The organism is Pantoea sp. GM01 (assembly GCF_000282675.1).
GTDB classification, from domain to species: domain Bacteria; phylum Pseudomonadota; class Gammaproteobacteria; order Enterobacterales; family Enterobacteriaceae; genus Pantoea; species Pantoea nemavictus.
This window is the reverse complement of the sequence record NZ_AKIU01000031.1, coordinates 25,227-50,899: the sequence shown is the minus strand read 5'-3', so window position 1 is coordinate 50,899 and position 25,673 is coordinate 25,227. Positions and strand designations below refer to the sequence as shown.

The following is a 25,673-nucleotide window of genomic DNA, read 5'->3' as shown; positions in this document are numbered from 1 at the left end:
CAATCATGATTGATTATATGTGAGCAAGATCAAATTAATTGAAATCAATTTGTCCTATAAAATTAGGCACTGAAATGATGGACCTCGCGCTGTTTGAGCAAAATTAATCATTCAGCACAAAAAACGCGATAAGGGTATGTAATGAATATCAACAGCACCGTGATAAGTGGCTTTCAGGCGCTTAATGACCTCAGCTATCTACTACGAGGTAAGAAGAGAGCCCTGCTGGTGACCGATAAGAATATTGAAGGCATTCCGGCGGTTCAGAGGCTGATCGCCCAGCTGCAGCAACAATTGGCTAGCCTGAGCATCGTCAATACGGTGCCGCCAGAGCCAAGCCAGCACGATGTGGCGGCCATTGTCGCTGCGCTACCGGCCACCGATGTCGATCTGGTGATTGGCGTCGGCGGCGGCAGCGTACTGGATGTCGCTAAGCTGCTCTCTATTCTGTGCGTCGCGGACGCGCCAACGCTGGATGCGCTGCTGGCCGGTGAAAAACCGCAGACGCGCACCCCTTCGCTGCTGATTCCCACCACGGCGGGCACCGGCTCGGAAGCCACGCCGAACGCCATTCTGGCGATCCCGGAGAAAGAGACCAAAGTCGGCATAATCACGCCGGTGATGCTGCCGGATTATGTCGCGCTGATACCGGAGCTCACCACCAGCATGCCACCGCATATCGCCTCTTCTACCGGTATCGATGCGCTGTGCCATCTGATCGAATGCTTTACCGCTACCGTGGCGAATCCGGTAAGCGATAACTATGCGCTGATCGGCATGAAAAAGCTGTTTGCCAGCCTCGAAACCACTCTCGCTGAGCCGGATAACCTTGAAGCGCGCCTGAATATGCTGTGGGCATCTTATTATGGCGGTGCGTCGATTGCGCATGCCGGTACCCATCTGGTTCACGCCATGTCCTATCCGTTGGGCGGTAAATATCATCTGCCGCACGGTGTGGCTAACGCCATTCTGCTCGCGCCGTGCATGCGCTTTGTGCGTCCAGCGGCGGTGAGCAAATTTGCTCAGGCTTACGATCTGCTGCCCGATGCCGATACGTCACTGGATGAAGAAGCCAAATCTCACGCGCTGGTTGAGTACTTCGCCGCGCTGGTAAAACGCCTAAAGCTGCCCGCCAGTCTGGAAGAGCTGGGTATCGGCCCGGATCACCTGCCGTATCTGGTTGAAGCCGCACTCGACGTGCAGCGTCTGATGAAGAATGTACCGATGAAAGTGGGCGCAGATGACGTACGCAACGTCTACCTGACGCTGTTTCCCGCTTTGAGCCACTAAGCATTATCGAGGACAACATGAGTAAGAAAATTCAGGGCGTGTTAACCGCCATCGTTACCACCTTCGATCGCGACGGTGCCTTTAATCCCGTCGCCCAGCGCGAGCAGGTCAAACGCCAGTTAAGTGCTGGCAACGGTATTTTCTGCGGCGGCACCAACGGTGAATTCTTCGTGCTGAACGAGCAGGAGAAGCTGGCGGTGACACAGACTTGCGTCGATGAAGTTAACGGCACCGCGCCGGTAGTGGCGCACATTGGCGAAATCTCGACGCGTGAAACCATTCGTCTCGGCAAGCAAGTGGCGAAGCTGGGCGTGGATGCGGTTTCGGTGATTACGCCCTACTTCGTGCCGCTGAAACAGGAAGAGCTGATCGCCCACTATCGCGCGGTAGCTGACGCCATCGATGTGCCGCTGTTCCTCTATAACATCCCGGCGCGCACGGGCAACACGCTGCAGCCGGAGACCGTGCGCACGCTGGCTGCGCATCCGAACATCATCGGCATCAAAGATAGCGCTGGCAGCTATGAAAGCCTGAGCGGTTTTCTGCAGGCGGCAGCAGGCATCGATAGCTTCGATGTACTGAATGGCCCGGATTCGCTGATTCATCAGGGCTTCGTCGACGGCTGCTCGGCCTGTATTTCAGGGCTCGCTAACGTCGCCCCCAAAGAGATCAACGCCATTTGGGCGCGCTTCCACGCTGGCGATATCGAAGGTTCTCGTCTGGCGCAGGAAAATGTCACCGGCTTGCGCACCGATCTGTATAGCGTCGGCTTCTCGCCGGCGGCAGTAAAAAAAGCGGTGTCGCTGCTCGGCTTTGACGTGGGCGATAGCCGCTATGCGGTGAGTTTCTCTGCCGATGAAGAGCAGAAAATTCGTCAGATCGTGAATCAATATTTGCAGTAATCACCGGGTGAGCGGCCTGCCAGGTCACCATAAATGGCGACCCTACGCGTTTTGTAGGGTGCGCATTTATGCGCACCGTGTTAATCGCGGCACCGGCTCTTAGCTGTATTTTCAACATCGGGAAGATTTATGAAAGTCATCTGCACCTCACCGTCGTTTGCTAAATATGAGGCGACGCCCATTGAAACCCTGCAACAACAGGGTTTTGAGCTGATCACCCTGCCCGCCGATGCGCCGCTGAGCGCGCTTGAGCCGCATCTGGCTGATACGGTCGCGCTGATCGTCGCCTTTACCGACGTCAACGAGGCGCTGCTGGCGCTGGCGCCACAGCTGAAAATCGTCTGTAAGCACGGCGTGGGCGTCGACAATATCAATCTGGATGCCACGCGCGCACGCGGTATATACGTCACTAACGTGCCGGACGCCAACAAACATGCGGTGGCCGATTTCGCCTTCGCGCTGATACTGAATTGCGCGCGCCAGGTGACTCAGGCGGCGATTGAAACGCGCGCCGGACACTGGCCGCGCATTTTTGCCACCGATGTCTACGGCAAAACGCTGGGCATTATTGGGCTGGGCAATATCGGCAAGCAGGTCGCGCTGCGCGCTAAAGGCTTCAACATGCGGGTGATTGCCTTCGATTTTTATCCAGATGAGACATTTGCTGCCGAGCACGGCATCGAATTCGTCACGCTGGATCAGCTGACGGAAACCAGCGATTTCATCACCCTGCATATGCCGCTGACCGACAAAACCCACCACCTGTTTGATGCCGCCCGGCTGAAACGCATGAAGAAGAGTGCCTTCCTGATTAATGCCTCACGCGGCGGTGTGGTGAATGAGCAGGATCTCTATCAGGCGCTGCTGGATAACGTGATTGCCGGGGCTGCGGCTGACGTGTTCGTGCAAGAACCGCTGACGGAGCATCCGCTGTTCACGCTCAGCAACTTCATCCCCACCGCGCACCTCGCCGGTTACACCGACGGTGCCATCAGCGCGATAGGCGAACGTTGCGTGACGCAAATCGTGCAGTGCATTTGCCAGGGCGAACGCCCGCTTAACGTGATGAACGGGCTGGAATAATTCGCCGCCTTTCCCTGTAACCCTTTTTCGAGTGGATAATTATTATGACTAACTCTGCACGCTCGAGTCGTATCCGTTGGTGGATCGCTGGCCTGATGTGGCTGGCCATCGCCATTAACTACATTGACCGCACCGTTCTCTCGGCGGCGGCACCGCATCTGATCAAAGAGCTCGATATCAATCCGGAAATGATGGGCTTTATCATGGCCGCATTCTTCTGGTCTTACGCGCTGCTGCAGATCCCGGCGGGCTGGTTTGCCGATCGCTTCGGCCAGAAAAAAGGCCTGGGAATTGCCGTCGGCTGGTGGTCAATCGCCACCATGGCGATGGGTCTGGCGACCGGCTTTAAATCGCTGCTGGCGCTGCGTTTAGCGCTGGGCGTAGGTGAAGCGGCTGCCTATCCGAGCAACGCCGGCATCACCGCGCGCTGGTTCCCGGACCGCGAACGCGCCACGGTGTCGGGCCTGTTCGACAGCGCCTCGAAGTTTGGGGGGGCGGTGGCGATGCCGCTGATTGTGTTTATGATAGCCATGTTCGACTGGCGTCTGACCTTCCTCGCCATTGGTGCATTAGGGTTGTTCTGGGTTATCGCCTGGTACTTTATCTACGCCGAAAACCCAGAAGATCATCAGTCGATCAGCAAAGAGGAAGTGCTCTTTATCCGTGACGGCCAGGCGCAGAAGCATGGCGATAAAAGCGTGCGTCCGATGAAGTGGTACAAGCTGCTGCGCTATCGCAATATCTGGGCGATGTGCATTGGTTTCTTCACCATCAACTACACCTCCTACTTCTTTATCACCTGGCTGCCGACCTATCTGGTGAAAGATAAGGGCATGGATTTCCTTAAAATGGGGATGGTGGCTGCGCTGCCGCTGATTTGCGGCATGGTGATTGAAGTGCTGGCCGGTTGGGCATCGGATCGTATGGTGCATAACAAAGTGCTGTCGCTGACCGCCACGCGCAAACTGTTCCTCACCATTGGCCTGTTGATGGCGCTGTGCATCGGCTTTGCGCCGTTTACCGACTCAGTGTTCATGACCGTGCTGCTGCTGTGTATCGCAAAATCAGGCACCACCGTTGCGGCCTCACAGGTATGGGCGCTACCGGGCGATGTTGCGCCGCAAAACAGCGTATCGATTGTCGCCGGGCTGCAAAACACCGTCTCCAACATGGGCGGTGCCGTTGGCCCGATTATTACCGGCGCCATCGTCGGTGCGACCGGCCACTTCACCTGGGCGCTGGTGTTCTCGGCGGTGCTGGTGGTGATTGGTATCCTTAACTATCTGTTCCTGATGGGCAAAGTTGAACCTATCGTGGATGAGGAACAGGTGACGCACTCCCACTCTGTCGCAAGCGGCGCGTAAGCGCCTAACCCGCCGCATCGTTCTGATGCGGCTTTTCCCCTACTGAAAATAAAAATAATTGGAGGCGATGATGTCGCTACATTCCAATGGATCACCTGCTGCAATTTCGGCAAGTAAAGCGAAAGGGAAATTTCGTTTCGTCATTCTTACGGTGCTGTCCGTCGGCATTGCCATCAACTATATCGATCGCGCTGCAATGAGCGTAGCGATGCCGTTTATGAGCCAGGAGCTGAACTTTTCGCCTACCAACAGCGGCTTGTTACTCTCCGCCTTCTTCTGGAGCTATGTGCTGTTTCAACTGCCAGGAGGCTGGCTGGTGGATAAACTCGGTCCGCGCATTACCTTTGCGCTGAGTAGCCTTGGATGGGGATTAGCCACTGCCGCATGCGGACTTGCCAGTTCAATTGCGGCGCTGGTTGGCTTTCGCTTTGTGCTCGGTGCCGTGGAAGCGCCAAGCTATCCCGCCAGCTCCTCAACGGTTACGCGCTGGTTCCCGCGCCAGGAGCGCAGCTTCGCCGCCGCAACATTCAATAACGGCAGCAAAATTGGCGGCACGCTGGCCATTCCGATCATCTCTTTTCTGATTGCACTGGTCGGCTGGCGTATGACCTTTGTGATTTCGGGCGTGGTAGCGGTAGTGTGGGCGCTGGCGTGGTATCTGTGGTATCGCGATCCACGCGAGCACTCCAGCGTAACGCGCGAAGAAGTGGAATTTATCGAAGCCAACCAGGATCCGCAAACCGGCGATCCGATGAGCGTGCGCCAGCTGCTGGGTCAGCGCACCGTGCAGGCGATGATGGCCGGATTCTTCTGTATCAACTTCGTCTCGTACTTTTTCTTCACCTGGTTTCCCACCTATCTGGTGGAAACCTTTCATCTGTCGCTGATGAAGTTCGGCTTACTCGGCATGCTGCCGGGCGTTGCCGCAATTGTTGGTGGCTGGTGTGGCGGATTGCTGTCGGATGCGCTGGTACGTCGTGGCTATTCGCTCAGCGTGGCGCGCAAGATCCCGCTGGTAGGCGGCATGCTCGGTAGCGCGACAATTGGGCTGGCGGCCTTCTCGCCGACCGTAGGCCTGGCGCTGGCGGCGCTGTGCTTTGCCAACTTCGCCGCCACGTTTGCTTCGGCAGCATTATGGGCGTTACCTTCGGACGTTGCGCCCAATCGCGCCAATGTGGCGACTATCGGCGGCATTCAAAACATGGCGGCAAATCTTGCCGGGATCATCTCACCGATTTTGATTGGCGTGCTGATGCAGCTCACCCATTCGTTCGTAATTCCACTGGAGATTGCCGGTGTTATTGGCGTGGTTGGTGCGCTGATTTACGCGTTCTGGCTGCCGCGCGTAGAGCCAATGGGTGCAGAGCGTAATGCCGCGTTGGATGGCACCTTAAGGAGAGAAGTATGAATGCGCGTTGGAAAAAACGTCCGGCCCAATCGACATGGGGCGATTTCGGTGCGGATGATCAGCTCGGTCGACTTAATCTGCTTACGGCTGCCAAAGTGCGGGAAGGTATCGCAGAGGTGAAGACGGGCGAAACCTTCTGCCTGAGTTTGCCACTCGATTTGCCCGGCGGTACGGCGATGAATCCACGCCGTCCACCACCTCAACTCAATGCCACGCGACGCGGTGAAGATGCCAATATGACCTATCCTCTTTCGCGTGATAATCCGCAGCTTACCGATGTGATTTGCGACGATAGCGTAACGCTGGCACTGCAATATTCAACGCAATGGGACAGCCTGGCGCATATGGGCCAGTGGTTTGACGTTAACGATAACGGCGAGCCGGAAATGGTGTTCTACAACGGTTACAAGGCCAATGTGGATATTGTCGGCGAAACCGATTACCGCGCTGGTTGTGGCTGCGATCACGGCTGCCATCTCGGTGCCAAAGCGCTGGGCATTGAGAACATGGCAGCGCAGGGTATGCAGGGACGTGCAGTGATGATTGATATCAAACGCCATTTCGGTAACCAACGGTTTGCATTTGGTTATTCGCATCTGCAACAGATTCTGCAGGCCGATAATATTGAAGTGCGACCGGGCGATTTCGTCTGCTTCCGCACCGGCATGGACGAAGCCATTCTCGCCATGCAGGGTAAACCGGATATGGACTTCCTCAACACGCATTTTGCCGGGCTGGACGGTAGCGATCGGGCATTACGCAACTGGGTTGCTGAAAGCGGCGTAGTGGCATTAATCGCAGATAACCCGGCGGTGGAAATACTCCCAGCGCGGCCAATGAATGATGATTTCTATCCGTCACATCCGCTGCACGATCTCTGCTTGTTCCGGCTGGGCGTCTATCTTGGGGAGTTAATGCTGCTGAGTCCGCTGGCCGACTGGCTGGCGCAGCATCAGCGCCATGCGTTTCTGCTCACCGCACCGCCGCTACGTTTGCCAGGCGCGGTAGGCTCGCCCGCTACGCCGATTGCGACAGTGTAGATAAGTGCGAATATCGGCGTAGTCGCCATGCATGGCAATACTCAGGTATAAGGTGCGCGTGAATGCGCACCGGTATTACTTACCCGCAATAAACTGCCGGTATGCCGCGATCACCGCGAGAAAATCTTCCACACCACAAAACGACAGGCTCTCTTCGTCGTAATAGGTCATGCCCTCTTCCATGCCGTCATCTTCCAGCGCCAGCTGGTTGGCACGAATCATCACCTCTTCTTCGTCCAGCCACAGTGTGTATTCATGCCCCACACGCTGCCACTGATTAAGGGTACCTTTTACCTGTTGGGCGGCGGCTTCAACCTCATCCAGCAACGGCAGATTGTCTTTGACCTCTTCGTTGAACCAGTGACCCACCGCTTCGTGGTCCATCGACATACGCACTTTGACCTGCCCGGTCAAATCACGCAGAAATTCATACTCCATGGGTTTGCCTCATACTGATGACGCGCCGTGCGGCACTGTCTTAGTGCATTTTGTGCGCAGCACGCTGAATAAAGTGGGATCGCGCTCGCATTATGCCTGGAGATGTCAGCGGAAAAAAGCGCATAAAAAAAGGGACGATTTTCATCGTCCCCTTGTTCATCCGAAAAACCGATTAAACGGCAGTCTGGAAGATCACGCTATCTGCTTTGTCAGTGTATTGTCCCAGTTGATCAAAGTTGAGGTAACGGTAAGTGTCTGCCGCGGTCTTATCCACCTGCAGCATGAACTGCTGGTACTCGTCCGGCGTTGGCAGTTTACCGAGCAGTGAAGCTACCGCTGCCAGTTCAGCCGATGCGAGGAACACGTTAGCACCGGTACCGAGACGGTTCGGGAAGTTACGGGTTGAGGTGGAAACCACCGTCGCGCCGTCCGCCACACGCGCCTGGTTACCCATGCACAGTGAACAGCCCGGAATCTCAATACGCGCACCGCTCTTACCGAACACGCTGTAGTAGCCCTCTTCGGTCAGCTGTGCGGCATCCATTTTCGTTGGCGGCGCAACCCATAGACGGGTTGGCAACTGACCTTTATGCGCATCCAGCAGTTTACCGGCCGCGCGGAAGTGACCAATGTTGGTCATGCACGAACCGATGAACACTTCGTCGATCTTCTCGCCCTGCACGTCAGACAACCAACGCGCGTCGTCTGGATCGTTCGGTGCACACAGAATTGGCTCTTTGATCTCGGCCAGATCGATGTCGATCACCGCAGCGTATTCGGCATCTGCATCGCCTTCCAGCAGTTGCGGATCGGCCAGCCATTTTTCCATGCCTTCAACGCGGCGCTCCAGCGTACGACGATCGCCGTAGCCTTCCGAGATCATCCACTTCAGCAGCACAATGTTCGAGTTGAGATACTCGATGATTGGCGCTTTATCCAGCTTGATGGTACAGCCGGCAGCAGAACGTTCAGCGGAAGCATCAGAAAGTTCGAAAGCTTGCTCAACTTTCAGATCAGGCAGGCCTTCAATTTCAAGAATGCGGCCAGAGAAGATGTTCTTCTTCCCTTTCTTCTCCACGGTCAGCAGACCCGCTTTGATGGCGTACAGCGGAATCGCATGCACCAGATCGCGCAGGGTGATGCCCGGCTGCATTTTACCTTTAAAGCGCACCAGCACCGATTCCGGCATGTCCAACGGCATTACGCCGGTCGCAGCAGCAAACGCTACCAGACCCGAACCAGCCGGGAAGGATATACCAATTGGGAAACGGGTATGCGAGTCACCGCCGGTACCCACGGTATCTGGCAGCAGCATACGGTTCAGCCAGCTGTGAATGATACCATCGCCCGGACGCAGCGAGACACCACCACGGTTCATGATGAAGTCAGGCAGCGTATGGTGCGTGGTGACGTCGACCGGCTTCGGATAGGCCGCGGTGTGGCAGAATGACTGCATCACCAGGTCGGCAGAGAAGCCGAGGCACGCCAGATCCTTCAGTTCGTCACGCGTCATTGGACCGGTGGTGTCCTGAGAACCCACTGACGTCATTTTCGGTTCGCAGTAAGCGCCAGGACGGACGCCGTCTACGCCGCACGCACGACCAACCATTTTCTGCGCCAGTGAGTAACCACGGGTGCTGGCGGCAACATCTTTGGCTTGCACGAACACATCGCTGTGCGGCAGACCCAGTGATTCACGCGCTTTGGTGGTCAAGCCACGGCCGATGATCAGCGGAATACGACCGCCAGCACGGACTTCGTCCAGCAGCACGTCGGTCTTCAGTTCGAAGGTCGCCAGCACTTCATCGGTTTCATGATTGCGCACTTCGCCTTTGTACGGGTAAACGTCAATGACATCGCCCATGTTCAGACGATCAACGTCGAGTTCGATCGGCAGTGCGCCAGCATCTTCCATGGTGTTGAAGAAGATCGGGGCGATTTTACCGCCGAGGCACAGACCGCCGCCCTTTTTGTTCGGCACGTACGGGATATCGTCGCCCATAAACCACAGCACCGAGTTGGTGGCGGATTTACGTGAAGAACCGGTACCGACCACGTCGCCGACATAGGTCAGCGGGAAGCCTTTGGTCTGCAGCGCTTCGATCTGTTTGATCGGGCCAACGTTACCCGCATCGTCGGGTTCGATGCCTTCACGGGCGTTTTTTAACATCGCCAGCGCGTGCAGTGGAATATCCGGACGTGACCATGCATCCGGCGCCGGAGAGAGGTCGTCGGTGTTGGTTTCGCCGGTCACTTTGAACACGGTGGTGGTGATTTTTTCAGCCAGTTTTGGACGCTTCAGGAACCATTCGGCATCGGCCCATGACTGGATAATTTTTTTCGCGTGTGGGTTACCCGCTTTGGCTTTCTCTTCGACATCGTAGAAGTTATCGAACATCAGCAGCGTGTGAGACAGGGCTTCAGCGGCAATCGGCGCGAGCGCTTCATCTTCTAACGCTTCAATCAGCGCATGGATGTTATAACCGCCCTGCATGGTGCCCAGCAGCTCAACGGCTTTTTCGCGAGTAACCAGAGGAGAGTGGGCTTCGCCCTTAGTGACAGCTGCCAGGAAACCGGCTTTAACATACGCCGCTTCATCAACACCTGGTGGAACACGATTGACCAAAAGGTCGATAAGGAATTCTTCTTCACCCGCTGGCGGGTTTTTCAGCAGTTCAACCAGCGCGGCCATTTGGGAAGCATCTAACGGCTTAGGTACGATTCCCTGGGCAGCACGCTCGGCAACGTGCTTACGGTATTCTTCTAGCACGACGTTCTCCTCGCTCTCATTGTATAGCTTTCCGGCGCACCCCTTGATGCTGTCAAACAGTAGGGTGAGGTGCCCGGTTCCGCGTGGGGCAGCATAGCAGCATTTCGGATGATTGTTAATCTGTTTACAAAAAAGCAACATCCGCGCGTTATTTAGCAGGTTCGTCTGCGGATTGCGCGCGATCACATAAAAAAAGCAGGCGTTTAAAGCCTGCTTGCTGCATAAACGAGGAGAAACCGATTATCGATCGACCAATATAAACTCGCTGTCGTTATAACGTGCGCCCTGAATATTGTGCACGCTGAACAGCTCATCCAGCGTGGCGACATCCCCCCGCGTAATGTTAAATCGGCGGCGGCGCAGTTCTGTTCCAGATGGGCGATTTTACTGGCTCCGGGAATCGGCACGATAAAATCCCCCTTCGCCAGCACCCACGCCAATGCCAGCTGGGCGGCTGTGGCGTCATAACCTGCAGCCATCGCGGAAAGTTGATTCACTAACTTCTGGTTATGTGCCTGCGCATCCTGCTGGAAACGCGGTAAAGAACGACGGAAATCATCTTCGGCTAGCCGCCGACAGGAAGTGGCGGTAAAAGGTTCGTTGGTGCTGGATAACAACGAACGGATTTTACAGGCGGCGCGTGCGGGTATCCAAGCCGTAAATATCTTTCAGCGCCGCTGCGGCATTTTATTGATTGGCTTAAGGAAATGAATAACCAATTAAAGCCATCCATTACGCGATCTATTTAAATAGTTAAATAAAAACAAAATGATTAATTATAAATAATTTTTAAAATTAAGGTGAAATAAAATAGGTTTGGCGTAGACTGCCTGCGGGCGCTTGAGGCAACTTGCTTCAAGCTGAAAAGATTGAGGTAGGTTGTGGAGCGTAGAACCGTGCAGTTAACTTTCATTAACCGCACGGGCAAGCGAAATACCCTACCACCTGAGAAATGTTAGGGTAGTCGCTTGCTCGTGCTAAATCAAGAGGAACACGACTATGAAGTCAATATTCAGCAAGCTGATTATCAGCGGGCTCATTCTATTAGGATTGTGTCTGGTTAATCGCAGCTCACTCTGTGAATTACGTTTACGGATATTCACTGCTGAATTATCGGCTGTTATGGCTTACGAAGCACGACAGTAAAACTTCTTTAGCGGGAGTTCGCTCCCGCTATTCCGGCATTGCGCATGTGTTAGCTCACGCGCCTTTTTTTTATTTCTTTATTTAACCAGAACGACTAATAAAAAACGGCTCCTTAAAGGAGCCGTTAATTTATCAAAAGCGAAAAGTTATTTCTTTTTCGCTTTTGGGTTCGGCAGATCAGTGATGCTGCCTTCGAATATTTCAGCCGCCAGGCCAACAGACTCATGCAGCGTTGGGTGCGCGTGAATGGTCAGCGCGATATCTTCGGCATCACAGCCCATTTCAATCGCCAGACCAATCTCACCCAGCAGCTCGCCGCCGTTGGTACCAACAATCGCGCCACCGATGACACGGTGCGTTTCTTTGTCGAAGATCAGCTTGGTCATACCGTCTGCACAATCAGAAGCGATCGCACGGCCTGAAGCTGCCCACGGGAAGGTAGACACTTCGTAGCTGATGCCTTTCTCTTTGGCTTCTTTCTCGGTCAGACCAACCCAGGCAACTTCTGGCTCGGTATAGGCAATGGATGGGATCACTTTCGGGTCAAAGTAGTGCTTCAGACCGGAGATCACTTCCGCCGCGACGTGGCCTTCGTGCACACCTTTGTGCGCCAGCATTGGCTGACCCACGATGTCACCGATGGCATAGATGTGCGGTACGTTGGTGCGCATCTGCTTATCGACACGGATGAAGCCGCGATCGTCCACTTCCACGCCTGCTTTACCAGCATCCAGACCTTTACCATTCGGTACACGGCCAATCGCCACCAGCACCGCGTCGTAACGCTGTGCGTCAGCTGGCGCTTTTTTGCCTTCCATTGATACGTAAATACCGTCGTCTTTCGCTTCAACCGCGGTGACTTTGGTTTCCAGCATCAGGTTGAATTTCTTGCTGATACGCTTGGTGAAGACTTTCACCACGTCTTTATCGGCAGCCGGGATCACCTGGTCGAACATCTCAACCACGTCGATCTCTGAACCCAGCGCTTTGTAAACGGTGGCCATTTCCAGACCGATGATGCCGCCGCCCATAACCAGCAGACGCTTCGGCACTTCTTTCAGTTCCAGCGCATCGGTAGAGTCCCACACGCGCGGATCGTTGTGCGGAATAAATGGCAGTTCGATTGGACGAGAACCGGCCGCGATGATCGCGTTGTCGAAGTTAATGGTGGTTGCGCCACCTTCACCCTCTACCACCAGCGTGTTAGCACCGGTGAATTTGCCGAGGCCAGTAACCACCTTCACTTTACGACCTTTCGCCATACCCGCGAGGCCGCCAGTGAGTTGGTTAATCACCTTCTCTTTCCAGCTACGAATTTTGTCGATGTCAGTTTGCGGCTGGCCAAACACGATACCGTGCTCTTCCAGGGCTTTTGCTTCGTCGATCACTTTGGCGACGTGCAGCAGCGCTTTTGACGGGATACAGCCTACGTTCAGACAAACACCGCCGAGGGTGCTGTAACGCTCAACGATTACGGTTTCCAGACCTAAATCAGCGCAACGGAAGGCTGCAGAGTAACCTGCAGGACCTGCCCCAAGTACCACGACTTGAGTTTTAATCTCTGTACTCATCATGACCTCTTGTTTGATTACCGGCAGTCAGGAGAAAGCTTTTCCCAAGCTCTAATGCCCTATATCCGCCGGGACATTTCACCGCGAGAGTTTACAGAATTGTTAACAAACTGCCAACCGCGGCAACATTGAATGCTTACAACAAGGCCGGCTTACGCCGGCCTTGATTAACTTCACATCACCAGACGGCGGATGTCGGACAGTGTGTTGTTGATGATGGTGATAAAGCGCGCACCATCAGCACCGTCGATCACGCGGTGGTCGAAGGAGAGTGAGATAGGCATCATCAGACGCGGCTCAAACTCTTTACCGTTCCACACCGGCTCCATCGCTGACTTGGAAACACCGAGGATAGCCACTTCCGGCGCGTTGACGATCGGCGCGAAGTGCGTGGTGCCCAAGCCGCCAAGGCTGGAGATGGTGAAGCAACCGCCCTGCATGTCGCCCGCGGTCAGCTTGCCATCACGTGCTTTCTTAGAAATCGCCATCAGCTCGCGCGACAGTTCAGTGATGCCTTTTTTGTTCACATCTTTGAACACCGGAACCACCAGACCGTTTGGCGTATCTACCGCCACACCGATGTTGATGTATTTCTTCAGCGTCAGTTTCTGTGCATCTTCAGACAGTGAACTGTTGAAGCGTGGCATCTGCTCAAGAGCAGCGGCAACGGCTTTCATGATGAACACCACTGGTGTGAATTTCACATCCAGTTTACGTTTCTCCGCTTCAGCATTCTGCTGTTTGCGGAAGGCTTCCAGATCGGTGATGTCGGTTTTGTCGAAGTGGGTAACGTGCGGGATAACCACCCAGTTACGGCTCAGGTTGGCACCCGAGATTTTCTGGATACGACCCAGTTCCACTTCTTCGATTTCGCCAAACTTGCTGAAGTCCACTTTCGGCCAAGGCAGCAGACCAGGCAGGCTTCCGCCGCTGGCTGCAGCAGCCGGAGCCGCTTCAGCGCGTTTCACCGCGTCTTTAACGTAAGTCTGCACGTCTTCTTTCAAGATGCGACCTTTGCGGCCGGTGCCTTTGACTTTCGCCAGGTTGACACCGAACTCGCGCGCCAGGCGACGAATCACCGGCGTAGCGTGCACGTAAGCATCGTTCTCAGCGAACTCGCCTTTAGCATCCGCTTTCGCAGGCGAAGGCGCGGCGGCAGGTTTAGCGGCTTCGGCTGCCGGAGCGGCTTCCTGCTTAGCTGCTGGAGCCGCAGCCGGTGCCGCGCCTTCCACTTCGAACACCATGATGAGTTTACCGGTGCTGACTTTATCGCCAGTCGACACTTTCAACTCTTTCACGGTACCGGCGAACGGTGCAGGCACTTCCATTGACGCTTTGTCGCCTTCAACCACGATCAATGATTGTTCAGCAGTAACTTTGTCGCCAACTTTCACCAGAATCTCGGTGACTTCAACTTCATCGCCACCAATGTCCGGCACGTTGACGTCTTTCGCGCCAGAGGCCGCAGGGGCTGCTGCTGGAGCCGCTTCCTGTTTGGCTGCTGGAGCCGCAGCAGGCGCTGCGCCTTCTGCTTCGAATACCATGATCAGTGAGCCGGTATTCACTTTATCGCCGGTGGCGATTTTGATCTCTTTCACCACACCCGCGAACGGTGCAGGGACTTCCATTGAGGCTTTGTCGCCTTCAACGGTGATCAGTGACTGCTCAGCGGCAACGGTGTCGCCCACTTTGACCAGAATCTCGGTAACTTCAACTTCGTCGCCGCCGATGTCCGGTACGTTGACCTCTTTGCTGACCGCAGCAGCGGCAGCAGCTGGAGCAGGAGCGGCTTCCGCTTTCTTCTCTTCTGCTGGCGCTGGCGCCGCTTCTGCGGCACCTTCTGCGTCAAAGATCATGATGAGTTTGCCGGTTTCCACTTTGTCACCGGTTGAGATTTTGATCTCTTTCACCACGCCGGCCTGCGGCGAAGGCACTTCCATTGAGGCTTTATCACCTTCTACGGTGATCAGCGACTGTTCAGCTTCAACCTTGTCGCCCACCTTCACCAGAATTTCGGTGACTTCAACTTCGTCTGCCCCGATATCCGGCACGTTAATTTCAATAGCCATTACTCTCTTACCTCTTAAGCCAGACGCGGGTTAACTTTATCGGCGTCGATGTTGAACTTGGTGATTGCTTCTGCCACCACTTTCTTATCGATTTCGCCGCGTTTAGCCAGCTCACCCAGCGCAGCCACAACCACATACGATGCATCCACTTCGAAGTGGTGACGCAGGTTTTCGCGGCTGTCTGAACGACCGAAGCCGTCAGTACCCAGCACGCGATAATCGCTGGAAGGTACGTAGCTGCGAACCTGTTCTGCGAACAGCTTCATGTAGTCGGTTGATGCGACAGCCGGCGCCTCGTTCATCACCTGCGCGATGTACGGTACACGTGGCTCTTCGGTTGGGTGCAGCATGTTCCAGCGCTCGCAATCCTGGCCATCACGCGCCAGCTCGGTGAACGAGGTCACGCTGTAGACGTCAGAACCGATGCCGTAATCTTTCGCCAGGATCTGCGCGGCTTCACGCACGTGACGCAGGATTGAACCTGAACCCAGCAGCTGCACTTTGCCTTTGCTACCGTCTACGGTTTCCAGCTTGTAGATACCCTTACGGATACCCTCTTCCGCACCCTGCGGCATCGCCGGCATGTGGTAGTTTTCGTTCAGCGTGGTGATGTAGTAGTAGATGTTCTCCTGCGCTTCGCCGTACATACGCACCAGGCCATCTTGCATGATGACCGCCACTTCGTACGCGTAAGACGGATCGTAAGAGATACAGTTCGGGATGGTCAGCGACTGAATGTGGCTGTGACCATCTTCGTGCTGCAGGCCTTCGCCGTTCAGTGTAGTACGACCGGAGGTGCCGCCGACGAGGAAGCCGCGCGCCTGCTGATCGCCCGCCAACCACATCAGATCGCCGATGCGCTGGAAGCCGAACATCGAGTAATAGATGTAGAACGGAATCATCGGCAGGTTGTTGGTGCTGTAAGAAGTCGCCGCTGCCAGCCAGGATGAACCTGCGCCCAGCTCGTTGATCCCTTCCTGCAGAATCTGGCCTTTCTCGTCTTCTTTATAGTAAGCAACCTGCTCGCGGTCCTGCGGGGTGTACTGCTGACCGTTCGGGCTATAGATACCAATCTGACGGAACAGACCTTCCATACCGAAGGTACGGGCTTCATCCGCGAGGATCGGAACCAGGCGATCTTTGATCGACTTGTTCTTCAGCATCACGTTCAAGGCACGCACGAAGGCGATGGTGGTGGAGATCTCTTTATTCTGCTCTTCCAGCAACGGACGGAACTCTTCCAGCGTTGGCATTTCCAGCTTCTCGCTAAATTGCGCCTGACGCGTTGGCAGGTAGCCGCCCAACTTCTCACGTTGACCGTGCAGATAGTTGTACTCTTCAGAACCTTTTTCGAAGGTCACGTACGGCAGCTCTTCGATTTTCTCGTCAGCAACCGGCACGTTGAAGCGATCGCGGATGTAGCGAACGCCATCCATGTTCATCTTCTTAACCTGGTGCGCGATGTTTTTGCCTTCGGCAGTATCACCCATACCATAGCCTTTAATGGTATGTGCCAGAATCAGCGTTGGCTGACCTTTGGTCTCCTGCGCTTTTTTCAGTGCTGCGTAGACTTTCTTCGGATCGTGACCGCCGCGGTTCAGGGCGAAGATCTCTTCGTCTGACCAATCTTTCACCAGTGCTGCGGTTTCCGGGTATTTACCGAAGAAGTGCTCGCGCACGTAGGCGCCGTCACGGGATTTGAAGGTCTGATAATCGCCGTCAACGGTTTCGTTCATCAGTTGAATCAGCTTGCCGCTGGTGTCCTGACGCAGCAGTTCATCCCAACGACCGCCCCAGATCACTTTGATCACGTTCCAGCCAGCACCGGCGAAGATGCCTTCCAGCTCGTTGATGATCTTACCGTTACCGGTGACCGGGCCATCCAGACGCTGCAGGTTACAGTTGATGATGAACACCAGGTTATCCAGCTTTTCACGGGTGGCGATGGTGATCGCACCTTTGGATTCCGGCTCATCCATCTCGCCATCACCAAGGAAGGCGTAAACGGTTTGTGCTGAAGTGTCCTTCAGACCGCGGTGTTCCAGATACTTCAGGAATTTCGCCTGATAGATCGCCGACAGCGGACCAAGGCCCATAGAAACGGTCGGGAACTGCCAGAAGTCTGGCATCAGTTTCGGGTGCGGATAAGAAGAGAGGCCGTTGCCATGCACTTCCTGACGGAAGTTGTTCATCTGCTCTTCGGTCAGACGACCTTCAAGGAAGGCACGTGCATAGATGCCCGGAGAGATATGGCCCTGGAAGTAAACCAGATCGCCGCCGTCTTTGTCGCTACGCGCGCGGAAGAAGTGGTTGAAGCACACTTCATAAATGGTCGCGGAAGACTGGAAGGAGGACATATGGCCACCCAACTCCAGATCTTTCTTCGACGCACGCAGCACCGACATGATGGCGTTCCAACGAATTGCGGAACGGATACGACGTTCAAGAGAGGTGTTGCCCGGATAGTCCGGCTCATCTTCAACAGCAATAGAGTTAATGTAGTTGCTGATTGCAGAGGAACCTGCGGCAACTTTCACGCCACCTTTGCGTGCTGCACTCATTACCTGATCAATCAGATACTGCGCGCGCTCAACACCTTCTTCACGGATGACCGATTCGATCGCTTGTAGCCAATCACGAGTTTCGATCGGATCCACGTCATTCTGTAAACGTTCTGACATGGGGTGTATTCCTTATCTGTGTCTAATACGTTGAAATTATCAGGAGCCTGTCTGCTTGTGCTTTGCTTCTGGTTCACAGCACAAGAAGACAGGCCCGTCGTGTTTTCCGCACGTTCGTTGCCGTGCGTTATTCCTTACGTTGCTGTAAACGACGCAGGGAGCGTTCACGACGACTCTGCTCCCGACTTCTATCCAGCAAGATTTCCTCAATGAACGCCAGGTGACGATGAGAGGCCTCGCGTGCTTGTTCTGGCTCACGAGCCACAATCGCCTCGAAAATACTGGCGCGGTGACCGCTCACTTTCGCCAGCATTTCCCGGCGAGCGTAGAGCAATTCAAAATTCTGACGGACGTTTTGTTCCAGCATAGGGCCCATGGAACGCAGCAAATGCAGAAGCACCACATTATGAGCGGCTTCTGTGACAGCGATCTGATACTTCATCACTGCATCGGCTTCGGCATCGAGATCGCCGCTGTCCTGTGCCTGCTGAATGTGAACATGGCAGTCGCGGATGCGCTGCAGATCTTCATCGGTGCCCCGCAGCGCCGCATAATAGGCAGCAACGCCTTCCAGCGCATGGCGGGTTTCCAGCAGGTCAAACTGAGATTCTGGATGTTCGGCAAGCAGCCCGACCAGCGGGTCGCTTAGGCTTTGCCAGAGATTTTTTTGGACGAAGGTGCCGCCGCCCTGACGACGCATCAGCAGGCCTTTAGCTTCCAGGCTCTGAATCGCTTCGCGCAAGGATGGACGTGAGACATCAAACTGTTTCGCCAGTTCACGCTCGGGGAGCAGTTTTTCTCCCGGCTGGAGCGTCCCTTCCATAATCAGGGATTCCAGTTGCTGCTCAATTGCATCAGAGAGCTTGGGTTGGCGAATTTTACTGTAAGCCATCTTCCCTTCTTATCAGCCAAACGTCCGGAGTAAATTGGTAATACCAATTGAAAAATGGTGTCGGTAAAGTAACAAAGTATTCACCTTGTGTCTATATGGGCGCGGTCACACTTCAGGGGAAGATCGTAGCAGCGATGCGCTAACTCACCGGGATAGAGTGAAAAATTACTGGGCGGCAACAAATGTTAATGAATTGCACTTTTACCTAACCTTACACTGAGTTAGCGCCGTCAAAACCGTGCAACCATAAGTGAAAGCTATTCGTGTTCACGATTTTTTCGTGGCAGAAATATTGCGACCGGCGCGCAGTGAATGCTGCTGCTTTTTCAGTCATCTCTCAGCACAAAAAGCAAAAGCAGGTGCAAAGCGGCGCGCTTATCACTATTCTGAACGCCGTGGTAGCTCATGCATGCACACAGCACGCCAGATACCGTAAAGAAAAGAGTACATTAGGGTAAACGACCTTACAGTGCGCGCACTGCAGGTGCACAATAACAACATCACGAGGTTTGTATGGAACAACAGCATGGCGACACGCTGCACCGCGGCTTAAAGAATCGCCATATTCAGCTGATTGCGCTGGGCGGAGCCGTAGGTACTGGCCTGTTTCTGGGTAGCGCATCAGTGATTAAATCGGCGGGTCCCGCCGTGATTCTCGGTTATGCGATCGCCGGTTTTATTGCCTTTCTGATTATGCGCCAACTGGGCGAAATGGTGGTTGAAGAGCCGGTTGCCGGTAGCTTCAGCCACTTCGCCTACAAATACTGGGGCAACTTCGCCGGTTTCGCCTCGGGCTGGAACTACTGGGTGCTGTATGTATTGGTCGCCATGGCTGAATTGACCGCCGTCGGCAAATACGTGCAGTTCTGGTGGCCGGACTTCCCCACCTGGGCTACTGCCGCCATCTTCTTTGTGCTGATCAACGCCATCAACCTGACCAACGTTAAAGTGTTTGGTGAGATGGAGTTCTGGTTCGCAATCATCAAAGTCGTCGCGGTTATCGGCATGATCCTGTTCGGTGGCTGGCTGCTGTTTAGCGGCAACGGCGGCCCGCAGGCTAGCGTGAGCAACCTTTGGGATCAGGGCGGTTTCTTGCCGCACGGCATGACCGGGCTCGTGATGATGATGGCAATCATTATGTTCTCGTTTGGTGGTCTGGAGCTGGTGGGCATTACCGCCGCAGAAGCCGACAATCCAGAAGAGAGCATCCCGAAAGCCACCAACCAGGTGCTGTGGCGTATCCTGATTTTCTATATCGGCTCACTGGCTGTATTGCTGTCGCTGCTGCCGTGGACGCGCGTAACAGCCGATACCAGCCCGTTCGTTTTGATCTTCCATGAACTGGGCGATGCTTTTGTCGCCAACGCGCTGAACGTGGTGATCCTGACGGCTGCGTTGTCGGTCTACAACAGCTGCGTTTACTGTAATAGCCGCATGCTGTTCGGCCTCGCGCAACAAGGCAACGCGCCAAAAGCGCTGTTAAAAGTCGATAGCCGCGGCGTGCCAGTCGCCACCATTCTGGTCTCTGCCGTTGCGACCTTGCTGTGCGTCCTGATTAACTACCTGATGCCAGGTGAAGCCTTTGGTCTGCTGATGGCGCTGGTGGTTTCCGCTCTGGTTATCAACTGGGCGATGATCAGCCTGGCGCATCTGAAATTCCGTAAGAAGAAAGACCAGCAAGGCGTGACCACCCGCTTCAGAGCGGTGCTCTATCCGCTGGGTAACTGGATCTGTCTGGTGTTCCTGGCCGGCGTGCTGGTCATTATGCTGATGACGCCGGGCATGGCGATCTCGGTATGGCTGATTCCGGTCTGGCTGGTGATTCTGGGTATCGGCTACACCATTAAGAACAAACTACAGAAAGCCTAATGTTGTTCCCTGCCCGGCACGCTGTTGCCGGGCTGTTCCTCTGATCTGGCTCACACTTTTTCCCGCCCGCGCGTTTTGTCCATCTACCCGACCATTTGCTCCCCAGCAGATTACTGATTTTGCACAGATAATTTCTGCTCATCTAGTCGCTGGAGACGATCAATGAAAGGAGCAGCCCTCTCGTTCCGGGAGAAACTGGGATATGGCATGGGCGATGCCGGATGCAACATGATTGGTGGCGCCATCATGCTGTTCCTCAATTATTTCTACACTGATGTGTTTGGCTTAGCCCCGGCGCTGGTCGGCACGCTGTTGCTCTCGGTGCGCGTGCTGGATGCGGTGACCGATCCGATCATGGGCGCCATTGCCGACCGAACCCAGAGCCGCTGGGGCCGTTTCCGCCCTTGGCTGCTGTGGGTTTCCGTGCCCTACGTGCTGTTCAGCGTCTTGATGTTTACCACGCCGGACTGGAGCTACGACAACAAAGTTATCTGGGCATTTGTCACCTACTTCCTGATGTCGCTAACCTATACCGCCATCAACATCCCTTACTGCTCGCTGGGTGGCGTGATTACCAACGATCCCGGAGAACGCGTGTCGTGCCAGTCGTATCGCTTTGTGATGGTGGGCGTTGCCACGCTCATTCTTTCGCTTTCGCTACTGCCGATGGCCGAGTGGTTTGGTGGCGACAATAAAGCACGCGGCTATCAGCTGGCGATGAGCGTGTTGGCGCTGATTGGTCTGGCCATGTTCCTGTTCTGTTTTGCTACGGTGCGCGAACGCATTCGACCTGCGGCGCCAAGCAATGATGATTTGAAACAGGACCTGCGCGACGTATGGAAGAACGATCAGTGGGTGCGCATTCTGCTGCTGACGTTCTGTAACGTCTGCCCTGGTTTTATCCGCATGGCGGCCACCATGTATTACGTCACCTGGGTAATGGGCCAATCGACGCACTTCGCCACGCTGTTCATCAGCCTTGGCGTCATCGGCATGATGTTTGGCAGTACGCTGGCGAAAATTCTTACCGACCGCTGGTGCAAGCTCAAAGTCTTTTTCTGGACTAACATCGCGCTGGCGCTGTTCTCCTGCGGCTTTTACTGGATCGATCCACACGCCACCGTCGCGGTGGTGATCGCCTATTTCCTGCTGAATATCCTGCACCAAATTCCCTCGCCGCTGCACTGGTCGCTGATGGCCGACGTGGATGATTACGGTGAATGGAAAACCGGCAAACGCATCACTGGTATGAGCTTCTCCGGCAATCTGTTCTTCCTGAAAGTTGGGCTGGCGGTTGCCGGTGCGATGGTAGGTTTTCTGCTGTCGATATATGGCTACGATGCCGGTGCCAAACAACAGGCACCCAGCGCCACTAACGGCATCATGCTGCTGTTTACCGTGATTCCTGGCGTCGGCTATCTGATTACCGCTGGTGTGGTGCGCTTGATGAAAGTGGATCGCAAAATGATGCGCACCATTCAGGCCGATCTGGCACTGCGCCGTGCCCATTCACATCACGTATCCCCTATCGCGTCCTCAGCGACTACGCAACCCGGAGAGATCAAATGAGCTGGCCCAATCCTTTTATTACCCAACGCGCCGATCCCTTTATTCTGCGTCACGCTGATGGCTACTATTTTATCGCCTCGGTGCCGGAATATGACCGACTGGAGATTCGCTATGCGTCTACGCTGACTGGCCTGATTGATGCGCAAGCCGTTACCGTATGGCACAAACCCGATACCGGCCCGTTTAGCGCATTGATTTGGGCACCAGAACTGCACCACATAAATGGGCAATGGGTGATCTATTTTGCCGCCGCGCCGACGCGCGAAATTAAAGATGGGCTTTTCCAGCACCGCATGTATGCGCTGGTATGTAATGATGCCGATCCGCTCAGCGGCAACTGGCAACCTTGCCGTCGCGTCCACACGCCCATCGACTCCTTCTCGCTGGATGCCACTTACTTCTCGCATCAGGGCAAACACTGGTATCTTTGGGCGCAGAAAGACCCGGCTATTCCCGGTAACTCCAACCTTTATCTCGCCGAGCTACTCAATCCCTGGACATTGAAAAGCGCCCCGCTGATGCTGAGCCGACCTGAGTATGAATGGGAATGCGCAGGGTTTAGCGTGAATGAAGGGCCGGCAGTGATTCAGCACGGTGAACGATTGTTTGTCACCTACTCCGCCAGCGCCACCGATGAAAATTACTGCCTTGGCATCTTAAGCATTGATGTGTCGGCCGATCCGCTTAACATCAGCGCCTGGCATAAATCGGCGCGTCCGGTATTTGCCACCAGTTGGGATAATCAACAATACGGGCCAGGGCATAACAGCTTTACGGTGGATGAGGCGGGGCGGGATGTGCTGGTGTATCACGCACGTAACTATACGGAAATTGAGGGCGATCCGCTGTGGGATCCGAATCGCCATACGCGATTAAAGTACGTTGACTGGCGCGAAGACGGCACACCGGATTTCGGCGTGCCGCCGGCCGATCACACCAGCGTGCCGTAGATGGTCAATAGCGCCACCACCACCACCAGCACCAGAGAAATACGTTTCGCGAGCGCCACCGCAACACGTGGCGTTTCGACTTTATCCATGTGCGGATCGCGTGCCAGCGAGAACTGCGCCAGGCTGGTCAGCACCTGATACTGCGGGCGATGCAGATCGCCAAGCGCGGCAAACCACGCCGGCAGCGCACGCTCGCCGTGCCCGAGTAGCGCGTAAGCCACACCGGCAAGGCGCACAGGAATCCAGTCCAGCAAGTGCAGCAGGCGATCAACGCCAGATTGCGAACGCTCCAGCGGCGAATGGTGTTTCGCCAGCCAACTCTGCCAGGCGCGCAGAAATGCATAACCCACTAACAGCACCGGACCGTAAGGACCGCCAACCACAAACCAGAACAGCGGCGCCAGATAGTAGCGGAAGTTAATCCATATCAGCGCATTCTGCAGTTCACGCAGGAACTCGCGTTCGCTGCACTCAACAGGCACACCGTGAATCAGTGTCAGCTCGGCGGCCATCGCCTGATGGGCTGCTTCATCGTCATGGCTCGCGGCTTTAAGGTAGTTGTGATAGTGCAGCCGTACCGAACCGGCGCCAATGCATAGCAAACCCACCACAATCCAGAACAGCAGTTGCGCTACGCCAAACAGAATACCTTTCAGGCTCCACACCACCAGCCAGACGATCAGCATCGCCATGACGGTCATCAACAGCGTGCGCAGCAGGGAAAAGCGCTGACGTCTCCGGAACAGCGGCTCAAGCCGATGATCCAGTTGCCAATGTTCACCCAGCTTAAAAAGGCGTTCCCAACCTAAGACTAATAACAAGCTAAACAACGTCATACCTGCTCCTGCTGTTTCAGGAATTCTCCTGCCTGATAGACTCTTTATATCGCGGCCAGTCAAACGAGAGCCCCGGATCCGTTTTACGTTCCGGCGCTATATCGCTGTGGCCGGTAATGCGCGACGGCGTCAATGGATAGTGCTGCAATAACAACGCCGTCACCTGTTGCAAAGTGGCATATTGCGCATCGGTATACGGCAGCGTATCGGTGCCCTCCAGCTCAATGCCCATCGAAAAATCATTGCAGCTTTCACGCCCTTCAAATTGTGATACCCCAGCGTGCCAGGCGCGCTGATCGAAAGAGACGTATTGCACCAACTCACCATCGCGGCGAATCAAACAGTGTGCTGCCACGCGTAGGTGGGCGATCTCGGCAAAATAGGGATGCGCATCCGCAGGCAACGTGCCGGTAAACAGCCGATCGATCCACGGCCCGCCAAACTCACCGGGCGGTAAGCTAATGTTATGAATCACCAACAGCGAGGGAACTTCATCATTCGGACGCTGATTAAAGTGGGGTGACGGTACTTTGCGCGCGCTGGTGATCCAGCCCTCTTCCAGTTTCATGCCGTTAAATCCTCAGCAAAATCAGGCTGAGAATAACATGTTTCAGAGTGCAGACTTGCGACTTAATGCGCCAGCAACCCGGAGTTAAGGATACTAAACATTTCACCTGCAGCAACTGGCAATGGCCGATAAATCAGGCTAAGGTGAGCGCACAAAATCTCGTCTTGTGGAGTGGTAAACCATGGCAACGCGTCGTTACGATCCCGATCATCGCCGTCAGGAATTGATTAAGCGTATTGAGCAAGATATCCCTGAAGCCGTTGCCCGCGCGCTTCAGGAGGACCTGGGCGGCGAAGTGGATGCCGATCGCGATATCACCGCGTTACTGCTGCCAGCCGAGAAGCAGGCTGTGGCGCAGGTAATCACGCGTGAAGTCGGTGTTTTTTGTGGTAAACGCTGGGTGGAAGAGGTGTTTATCCAGTTGGGCAATAAAGTGAGCATCAACTGGCATGTTGAAGATGGACAAACGCTGGTTGCCGATCAACTGCTATTTGAGCTCAGTGGCCCGGCGCGCCTGCTTTTAACCGCAGAACGCACTGCGCTTAACTTCGTACAAACGTTGTCTGGAGTGGCTACTGAAGTCAGCCGCTATGTGGCCCTGCTGCAAGGTAGCAACACGCAACTACTCGACACGCGTAAAACCCTACCCGGCCTGCGTACCGCGCTGAAATATGCAGTGCTGTGCGGTGGCGGTAACAATCATCGCTTAGGTTTGTCGGATGCTTTTCTGATTAAAGAAAACCACATTATTGCCAGCGGCTCGGTGCGCAACGCGGTAGAAAAAGCGCTGTGGCTATCGCCCGATGTGCCGGTTGAGGTCGAAGTCGAATCACTGACGGAACTGCAGGATGCCATTGATGCTGGCGCGGACATCATCATGCTGGATAACTTCAGCCTTGAAATGATGCATGAAGCGGTGGCGCTAACCAATAAACGTGCGCTGCTGGAAGTCTCTGGCAACGTTACCGAAACCACGTTGCCACACATTGCCCACACCGGCGTCGACTACGTTTCCGTTGGTGCGTTAACCAAGCATGTGCGCGCGCTGGATTTATCGATGCGCTTCCGCGACCTTTAATTCAGCGCCTCCGTCGCCCTTCGTGGCGGCGGTTTTGCGGTATGCCTTCCAAATTTCTGCTAGCTCATCTGTAATCCTGACGATTCTCTGCGCGATGCTTTCCAGACTCGCGCATGCCTGGCTTCCGCTTTTACTCGCCCTTTTCTACC

The 25,673-nt window shown here is 54.9% G+C and carries 20 protein-coding genes and 1 pseudogene; 12 read left to right on the top strand and 9 right to left on the bottom strand.

Features of this window, described 5'->3' with window-relative positions; all coding sequences use genetic code 11:
- The first annotated feature begins 141 nt into the window (after positions 1-141).
- The 6 genes from PMI17_RS09485 to PMI17_RS09460 all read left to right on the top strand — a co-directional run bounded on the left by PMI17_RS09485 (position 142) and on the right by PMI17_RS09460 (position 7,087).
- Positions 142-1,290, top strand: a complete 1,149-nt coding sequence (locus PMI17_RS09485; RefSeq protein ID WP_007888720.1) for an iron-containing alcohol dehydrogenase — start codon at positions 142-144, stop codon at positions 1,288-1,290.
- Between the two features lie 17 nt (positions 1,291-1,307).
- Entirely contained in the window at positions 1,308-2,192 is an 885-nt protein-coding gene (locus PMI17_RS09480) for a dihydrodipicolinate synthase family protein (RefSeq protein WP_007888717.1), read from the top strand.
- Positions 2,193-2,321: 129 nt separating this feature from the next.
- On the top strand, positions 2,322-3,275 hold the full coding sequence (locus PMI17_RS09475; RefSeq protein WP_007888714.1) for a phosphoglycerate dehydrogenase: 954 nt from the start codon (positions 2,322-2,324) through the stop codon (positions 3,273-3,275).
- Positions 3,276-3,319: 44 nt separating this feature from the next.
- Positions 3,320-4,639, top strand: a complete 1,320-nt coding sequence (locus tag PMI17_RS09470; protein ID WP_007888703.1) for an MFS transporter — start codon at positions 3,320-3,322, stop codon at positions 4,637-4,639.
- A gap of 70 nt (positions 4,640-4,709) precedes the next feature.
- A complete protein-coding gene (locus tag PMI17_RS09465; protein ID WP_007888701.1) occupies positions 4,710-6,047 on the top strand; it encodes an MFS transporter in 1,338 nt (445 codons plus the stop codon).
- Complete coding sequence (locus PMI17_RS09460) at positions 6,044-7,087, top strand: cyclase family protein (protein ID WP_007888698.1); 1,044 nt, start codon at positions 6,044-6,046, stop codon at positions 7,085-7,087. Before PMI17_RS09465 ends, PMI17_RS09460 begins: the two co-directional genes overlap by 4 nt.
- 75 nt (positions 7,088-7,162) lie before the next feature.
- On the opposite strand, the gene yacL is transcribed toward PMI17_RS09460, so the two are convergent.
- The 3 genes from yacL to PMI17_RS09445 all read right to left on the bottom strand — a co-directional run bounded on the left by yacL (position 7,163) and on the right by PMI17_RS09445 (position 10,792).
- The gene (gene yacL / locus PMI17_RS09455) at positions 7,163-7,525 is read right to left on the bottom strand and encodes a protein YacL (protein WP_007888696.1); all 363 of its coding nucleotides are present in this window, start codon (positions 7,523-7,525) and stop codon (positions 7,163-7,165) included.
- A 172-nt stretch (positions 7,526-7,697) separates the two neighbouring features.
- Positions 7,698-10,295, bottom strand: a complete 2,598-nt coding sequence (gene acnB, locus PMI17_RS09450) for a bifunctional aconitate hydratase 2/2-methylisocitrate dehydratase (protein ID WP_007888695.1) — start codon at positions 10,293-10,295, stop codon at positions 7,698-7,700.
- A 203-nt stretch (positions 10,296-10,498) separates the two neighbouring features.
- Positions 10,499-10,792 carry an aldo/keto reductase gene (locus tag PMI17_RS09445; protein ID WP_238541537.1) on the bottom strand — a complete coding sequence of 98 codons (294 nt, stop codon included), beginning with the start codon at positions 10,790-10,792 and terminating at the stop codon, positions 10,499-10,501.
- A 67-nt stretch (positions 10,793-10,859) separates the two neighbouring features.
- Here PMI17_RS09445 and PMI17_RS25705 point away from each other — a divergent pair.
- Both PMI17_RS25705 and PMI17_RS25845 read left to right on the top strand, forming a co-directional pair.
- Positions 10,860-11,044, top strand: a pseudogene (locus PMI17_RS25705) (hypothetical protein); the annotation flags it as partial.
- 250 nt (positions 11,045-11,294) lie between these two features.
- The gene (locus PMI17_RS25845; protein WP_007888693.1) at positions 11,295-11,441 is read left to right on the top strand and encodes a Hok/Gef family protein; all 147 of its coding nucleotides are present in this window, start codon (positions 11,295-11,297) and stop codon (positions 11,439-11,441) included.
- 146 nt (positions 11,442-11,587) lie between these two features.
- Here the strand turns inward: PMI17_RS25845 and lpdA are convergent, their stop codons facing one another.
- The 4 genes from lpdA to pdhR form a co-directional block, all read right to left on the bottom strand.
- Positions 11,588-13,012 carry a dihydrolipoyl dehydrogenase gene (lpdA, locus tag PMI17_RS09440; RefSeq protein WP_007888688.1) on the bottom strand — a complete coding sequence of 475 codons (1,425 nt, stop codon included), beginning with the start codon at positions 13,010-13,012 and terminating at the stop codon, positions 11,588-11,590.
- Positions 13,013-13,185: 173 nt separating this feature from the next.
- Positions 13,186-15,081 (bottom strand): pyruvate dehydrogenase complex dihydrolipoyllysine-residue acetyltransferase, encoded by a 1,896-nt coding sequence (gene aceF / locus PMI17_RS09435; RefSeq protein WP_007888687.1) that lies wholly within the window; start codon positions 15,079-15,081, stop codon positions 13,186-13,188.
- A gap of 14 nt (positions 15,082-15,095) precedes the next feature.
- Positions 15,096-17,762 carry a pyruvate dehydrogenase (acetyl-transferring), homodimeric type gene (aceE, locus tag PMI17_RS09430; protein WP_007888685.1) on the bottom strand — a complete coding sequence of 889 codons (2,667 nt, stop codon included), beginning with the start codon at positions 17,760-17,762 and terminating at the stop codon, positions 15,096-15,098.
- Between the two features lie 127 nt (positions 17,763-17,889).
- Positions 17,890-18,654: a pyruvate dehydrogenase complex transcriptional repressor PdhR gene (pdhR, locus tag PMI17_RS09425; protein WP_007888684.1), complete on the bottom strand. Its 765-nt coding sequence runs from the start codon at positions 18,652-18,654 to the stop codon at positions 17,890-17,892.
- 513 nt (positions 18,655-19,167) lie between these two features.
- On the opposite strand from pdhR, the gene aroP reads away from it, so the two are divergent.
- From aroP to PMI17_RS09410, 3 genes are all read left to right on the top strand, one after another.
- Complete coding sequence (aroP, locus tag PMI17_RS09420) at positions 19,168-20,523, top strand: aromatic amino acid transporter AroP (protein ID WP_007888683.1); 1,356 nt, start codon at positions 19,168-19,170, stop codon at positions 20,521-20,523.
- A 162-nt stretch (positions 20,524-20,685) separates the two neighbouring features.
- A complete protein-coding gene (locus tag PMI17_RS09415) occupies positions 20,686-22,092 on the top strand; it encodes a glycoside-pentoside-hexuronide (GPH):cation symporter (RefSeq protein WP_007888681.1) in 1,407 nt (468 codons plus the stop codon).
- The gene (locus tag PMI17_RS09410) at positions 22,089-23,042 is read left to right on the top strand and encodes a family 43 glycosylhydrolase (RefSeq protein ID WP_007888680.1); all 954 of its coding nucleotides are present in this window, start codon (positions 22,089-22,091) and stop codon (positions 23,040-23,042) included. The genes PMI17_RS09415 and PMI17_RS09410 overlap by 4 nt, the downstream gene beginning before the upstream one ends.
- Here the strand turns inward: PMI17_RS09410 and ampE are convergent.
- Both ampE and ampD read right to left on the bottom strand, forming a co-directional pair.
- Positions 23,024-23,878, bottom strand: a complete 855-nt coding sequence (gene ampE / locus PMI17_RS09405) for a beta-lactamase regulator AmpE (protein WP_007888676.1) — start codon at positions 23,876-23,878, stop codon at positions 23,024-23,026. The genes PMI17_RS09410 and ampE overlap by 19 nt on opposite strands.
- A 16-nt stretch (positions 23,879-23,894) precedes the next feature.
- A complete protein-coding gene (gene ampD / locus PMI17_RS09400; protein ID WP_007888669.1) occupies positions 23,895-24,446 on the bottom strand; it encodes a 1,6-anhydro-N-acetylmuramyl-L-alanine amidase AmpD in 552 nt (183 codons plus the stop codon).
- A gap of 181 nt (positions 24,447-24,627) precedes the next feature.
- Here ampD and nadC point away from each other — a divergent pair, with 181 nt between their 5' ends.
- Positions 24,628-25,524: a carboxylating nicotinate-nucleotide diphosphorylase gene (gene nadC, locus PMI17_RS09395; protein ID WP_007888665.1), complete on the top strand. Its 897-nt coding sequence runs from the start codon at positions 24,628-24,630 to the stop codon at positions 25,522-25,524.
- The last annotated feature ends 149 nt before the right edge of the window (positions 25,525-25,673 follow it).

What these genes read in the sequence shown, in the direction of transcription:
- aceF (WP_007888687.1), bottom strand. Translation starts at nt 15,081, where the DNA reads ATGGCTATTGAAATTAACGTGCCGGATATCGGGGCAGACGAAGTTGAA.
- ampE (WP_007888676.1), bottom strand. Translation starts at nt 23,878, where the DNA reads ATGACGTTGTTTAGCTTGTTATTAGTCTTAGGTTGGGAACGCCTTTTT.
- pdhR (WP_007888684.1), bottom strand. Translation starts at nt 18,654, where the DNA reads ATGGCTTACAGTAAAATTCGCCAACCCAAGCTCTCTGATGCAATTGAG.
- PMI17_RS09460 (WP_007888698.1), top strand. Translation starts at nt 6,044, where the DNA reads ATGAATGCGCGTTGGAAAAAACGTCCGGCCCAATCGACATGGGGCGAT.
- PMI17_RS25845 (WP_007888693.1), top strand. Translation starts at nt 11,295, where the DNA reads ATGAAGTCAATATTCAGCAAGCTGATTATCAGCGGGCTCATTCTATTA.
- PMI17_RS09485 (WP_007888720.1), top strand. Translation starts at nt 142, where the DNA reads ATGAATATCAACAGCACCGTGATAAGTGGCTTTCAGGCGCTTAATGAC.
- yacL (WP_007888696.1), bottom strand. Translation starts at nt 7,525, where the DNA reads ATGGAGTATGAATTTCTGCGTGATTTGACCGGGCAGGTCAAAGTGCGT.
- lpdA (WP_007888688.1), bottom strand. Translation starts at nt 13,012, where the DNA reads ATGAGTACAGAGATTAAAACTCAAGTCGTGGTACTTGGGGCAGGTCCT.
- PMI17_RS09415 (WP_007888681.1), top strand. Translation starts at nt 20,686, where the DNA reads ATGAAAGGAGCAGCCCTCTCGTTCCGGGAGAAACTGGGATATGGCATG.
- PMI17_RS09475 (WP_007888714.1), top strand. Translation starts at nt 2,322, where the DNA reads ATGAAAGTCATCTGCACCTCACCGTCGTTTGCTAAATATGAGGCGACG.
- aceE (WP_007888685.1), bottom strand. Translation starts at nt 17,762, where the DNA reads ATGTCAGAACGTTTACAGAATGACGTGGATCCGATCGAAACTCGTGAT.
- nadC (WP_007888665.1), top strand. Translation starts at nt 24,628, where the DNA reads ATGGCAACGCGTCGTTACGATCCCGATCATCGCCGTCAGGAATTGATT.
- PMI17_RS09480 (WP_007888717.1), top strand. Translation starts at nt 1,308, where the DNA reads ATGAGTAAGAAAATTCAGGGCGTGTTAACCGCCATCGTTACCACCTTC.
- ampD (WP_007888669.1), bottom strand. Translation starts at nt 24,446, where the DNA reads ATGAAACTGGAAGAGGGCTGGATCACCAGCGCGCGCAAAGTACCGTCA.
- PMI17_RS09465 (WP_007888701.1), top strand. Translation starts at nt 4,710, where the DNA reads ATGTCGCTACATTCCAATGGATCACCTGCTGCAATTTCGGCAAGTAAA.
- PMI17_RS09470 (WP_007888703.1), top strand. Translation starts at nt 3,320, where the DNA reads ATGACTAACTCTGCACGCTCGAGTCGTATCCGTTGGTGGATCGCTGGC.
- aroP (WP_007888683.1), top strand. Translation starts at nt 19,168, where the DNA reads ATGGAACAACAGCATGGCGACACGCTGCACCGCGGCTTAAAGAATCGC.
- PMI17_RS09410 (WP_007888680.1), top strand. Translation starts at nt 22,089, where the DNA reads ATGAGCTGGCCCAATCCTTTTATTACCCAACGCGCCGATCCCTTTATT.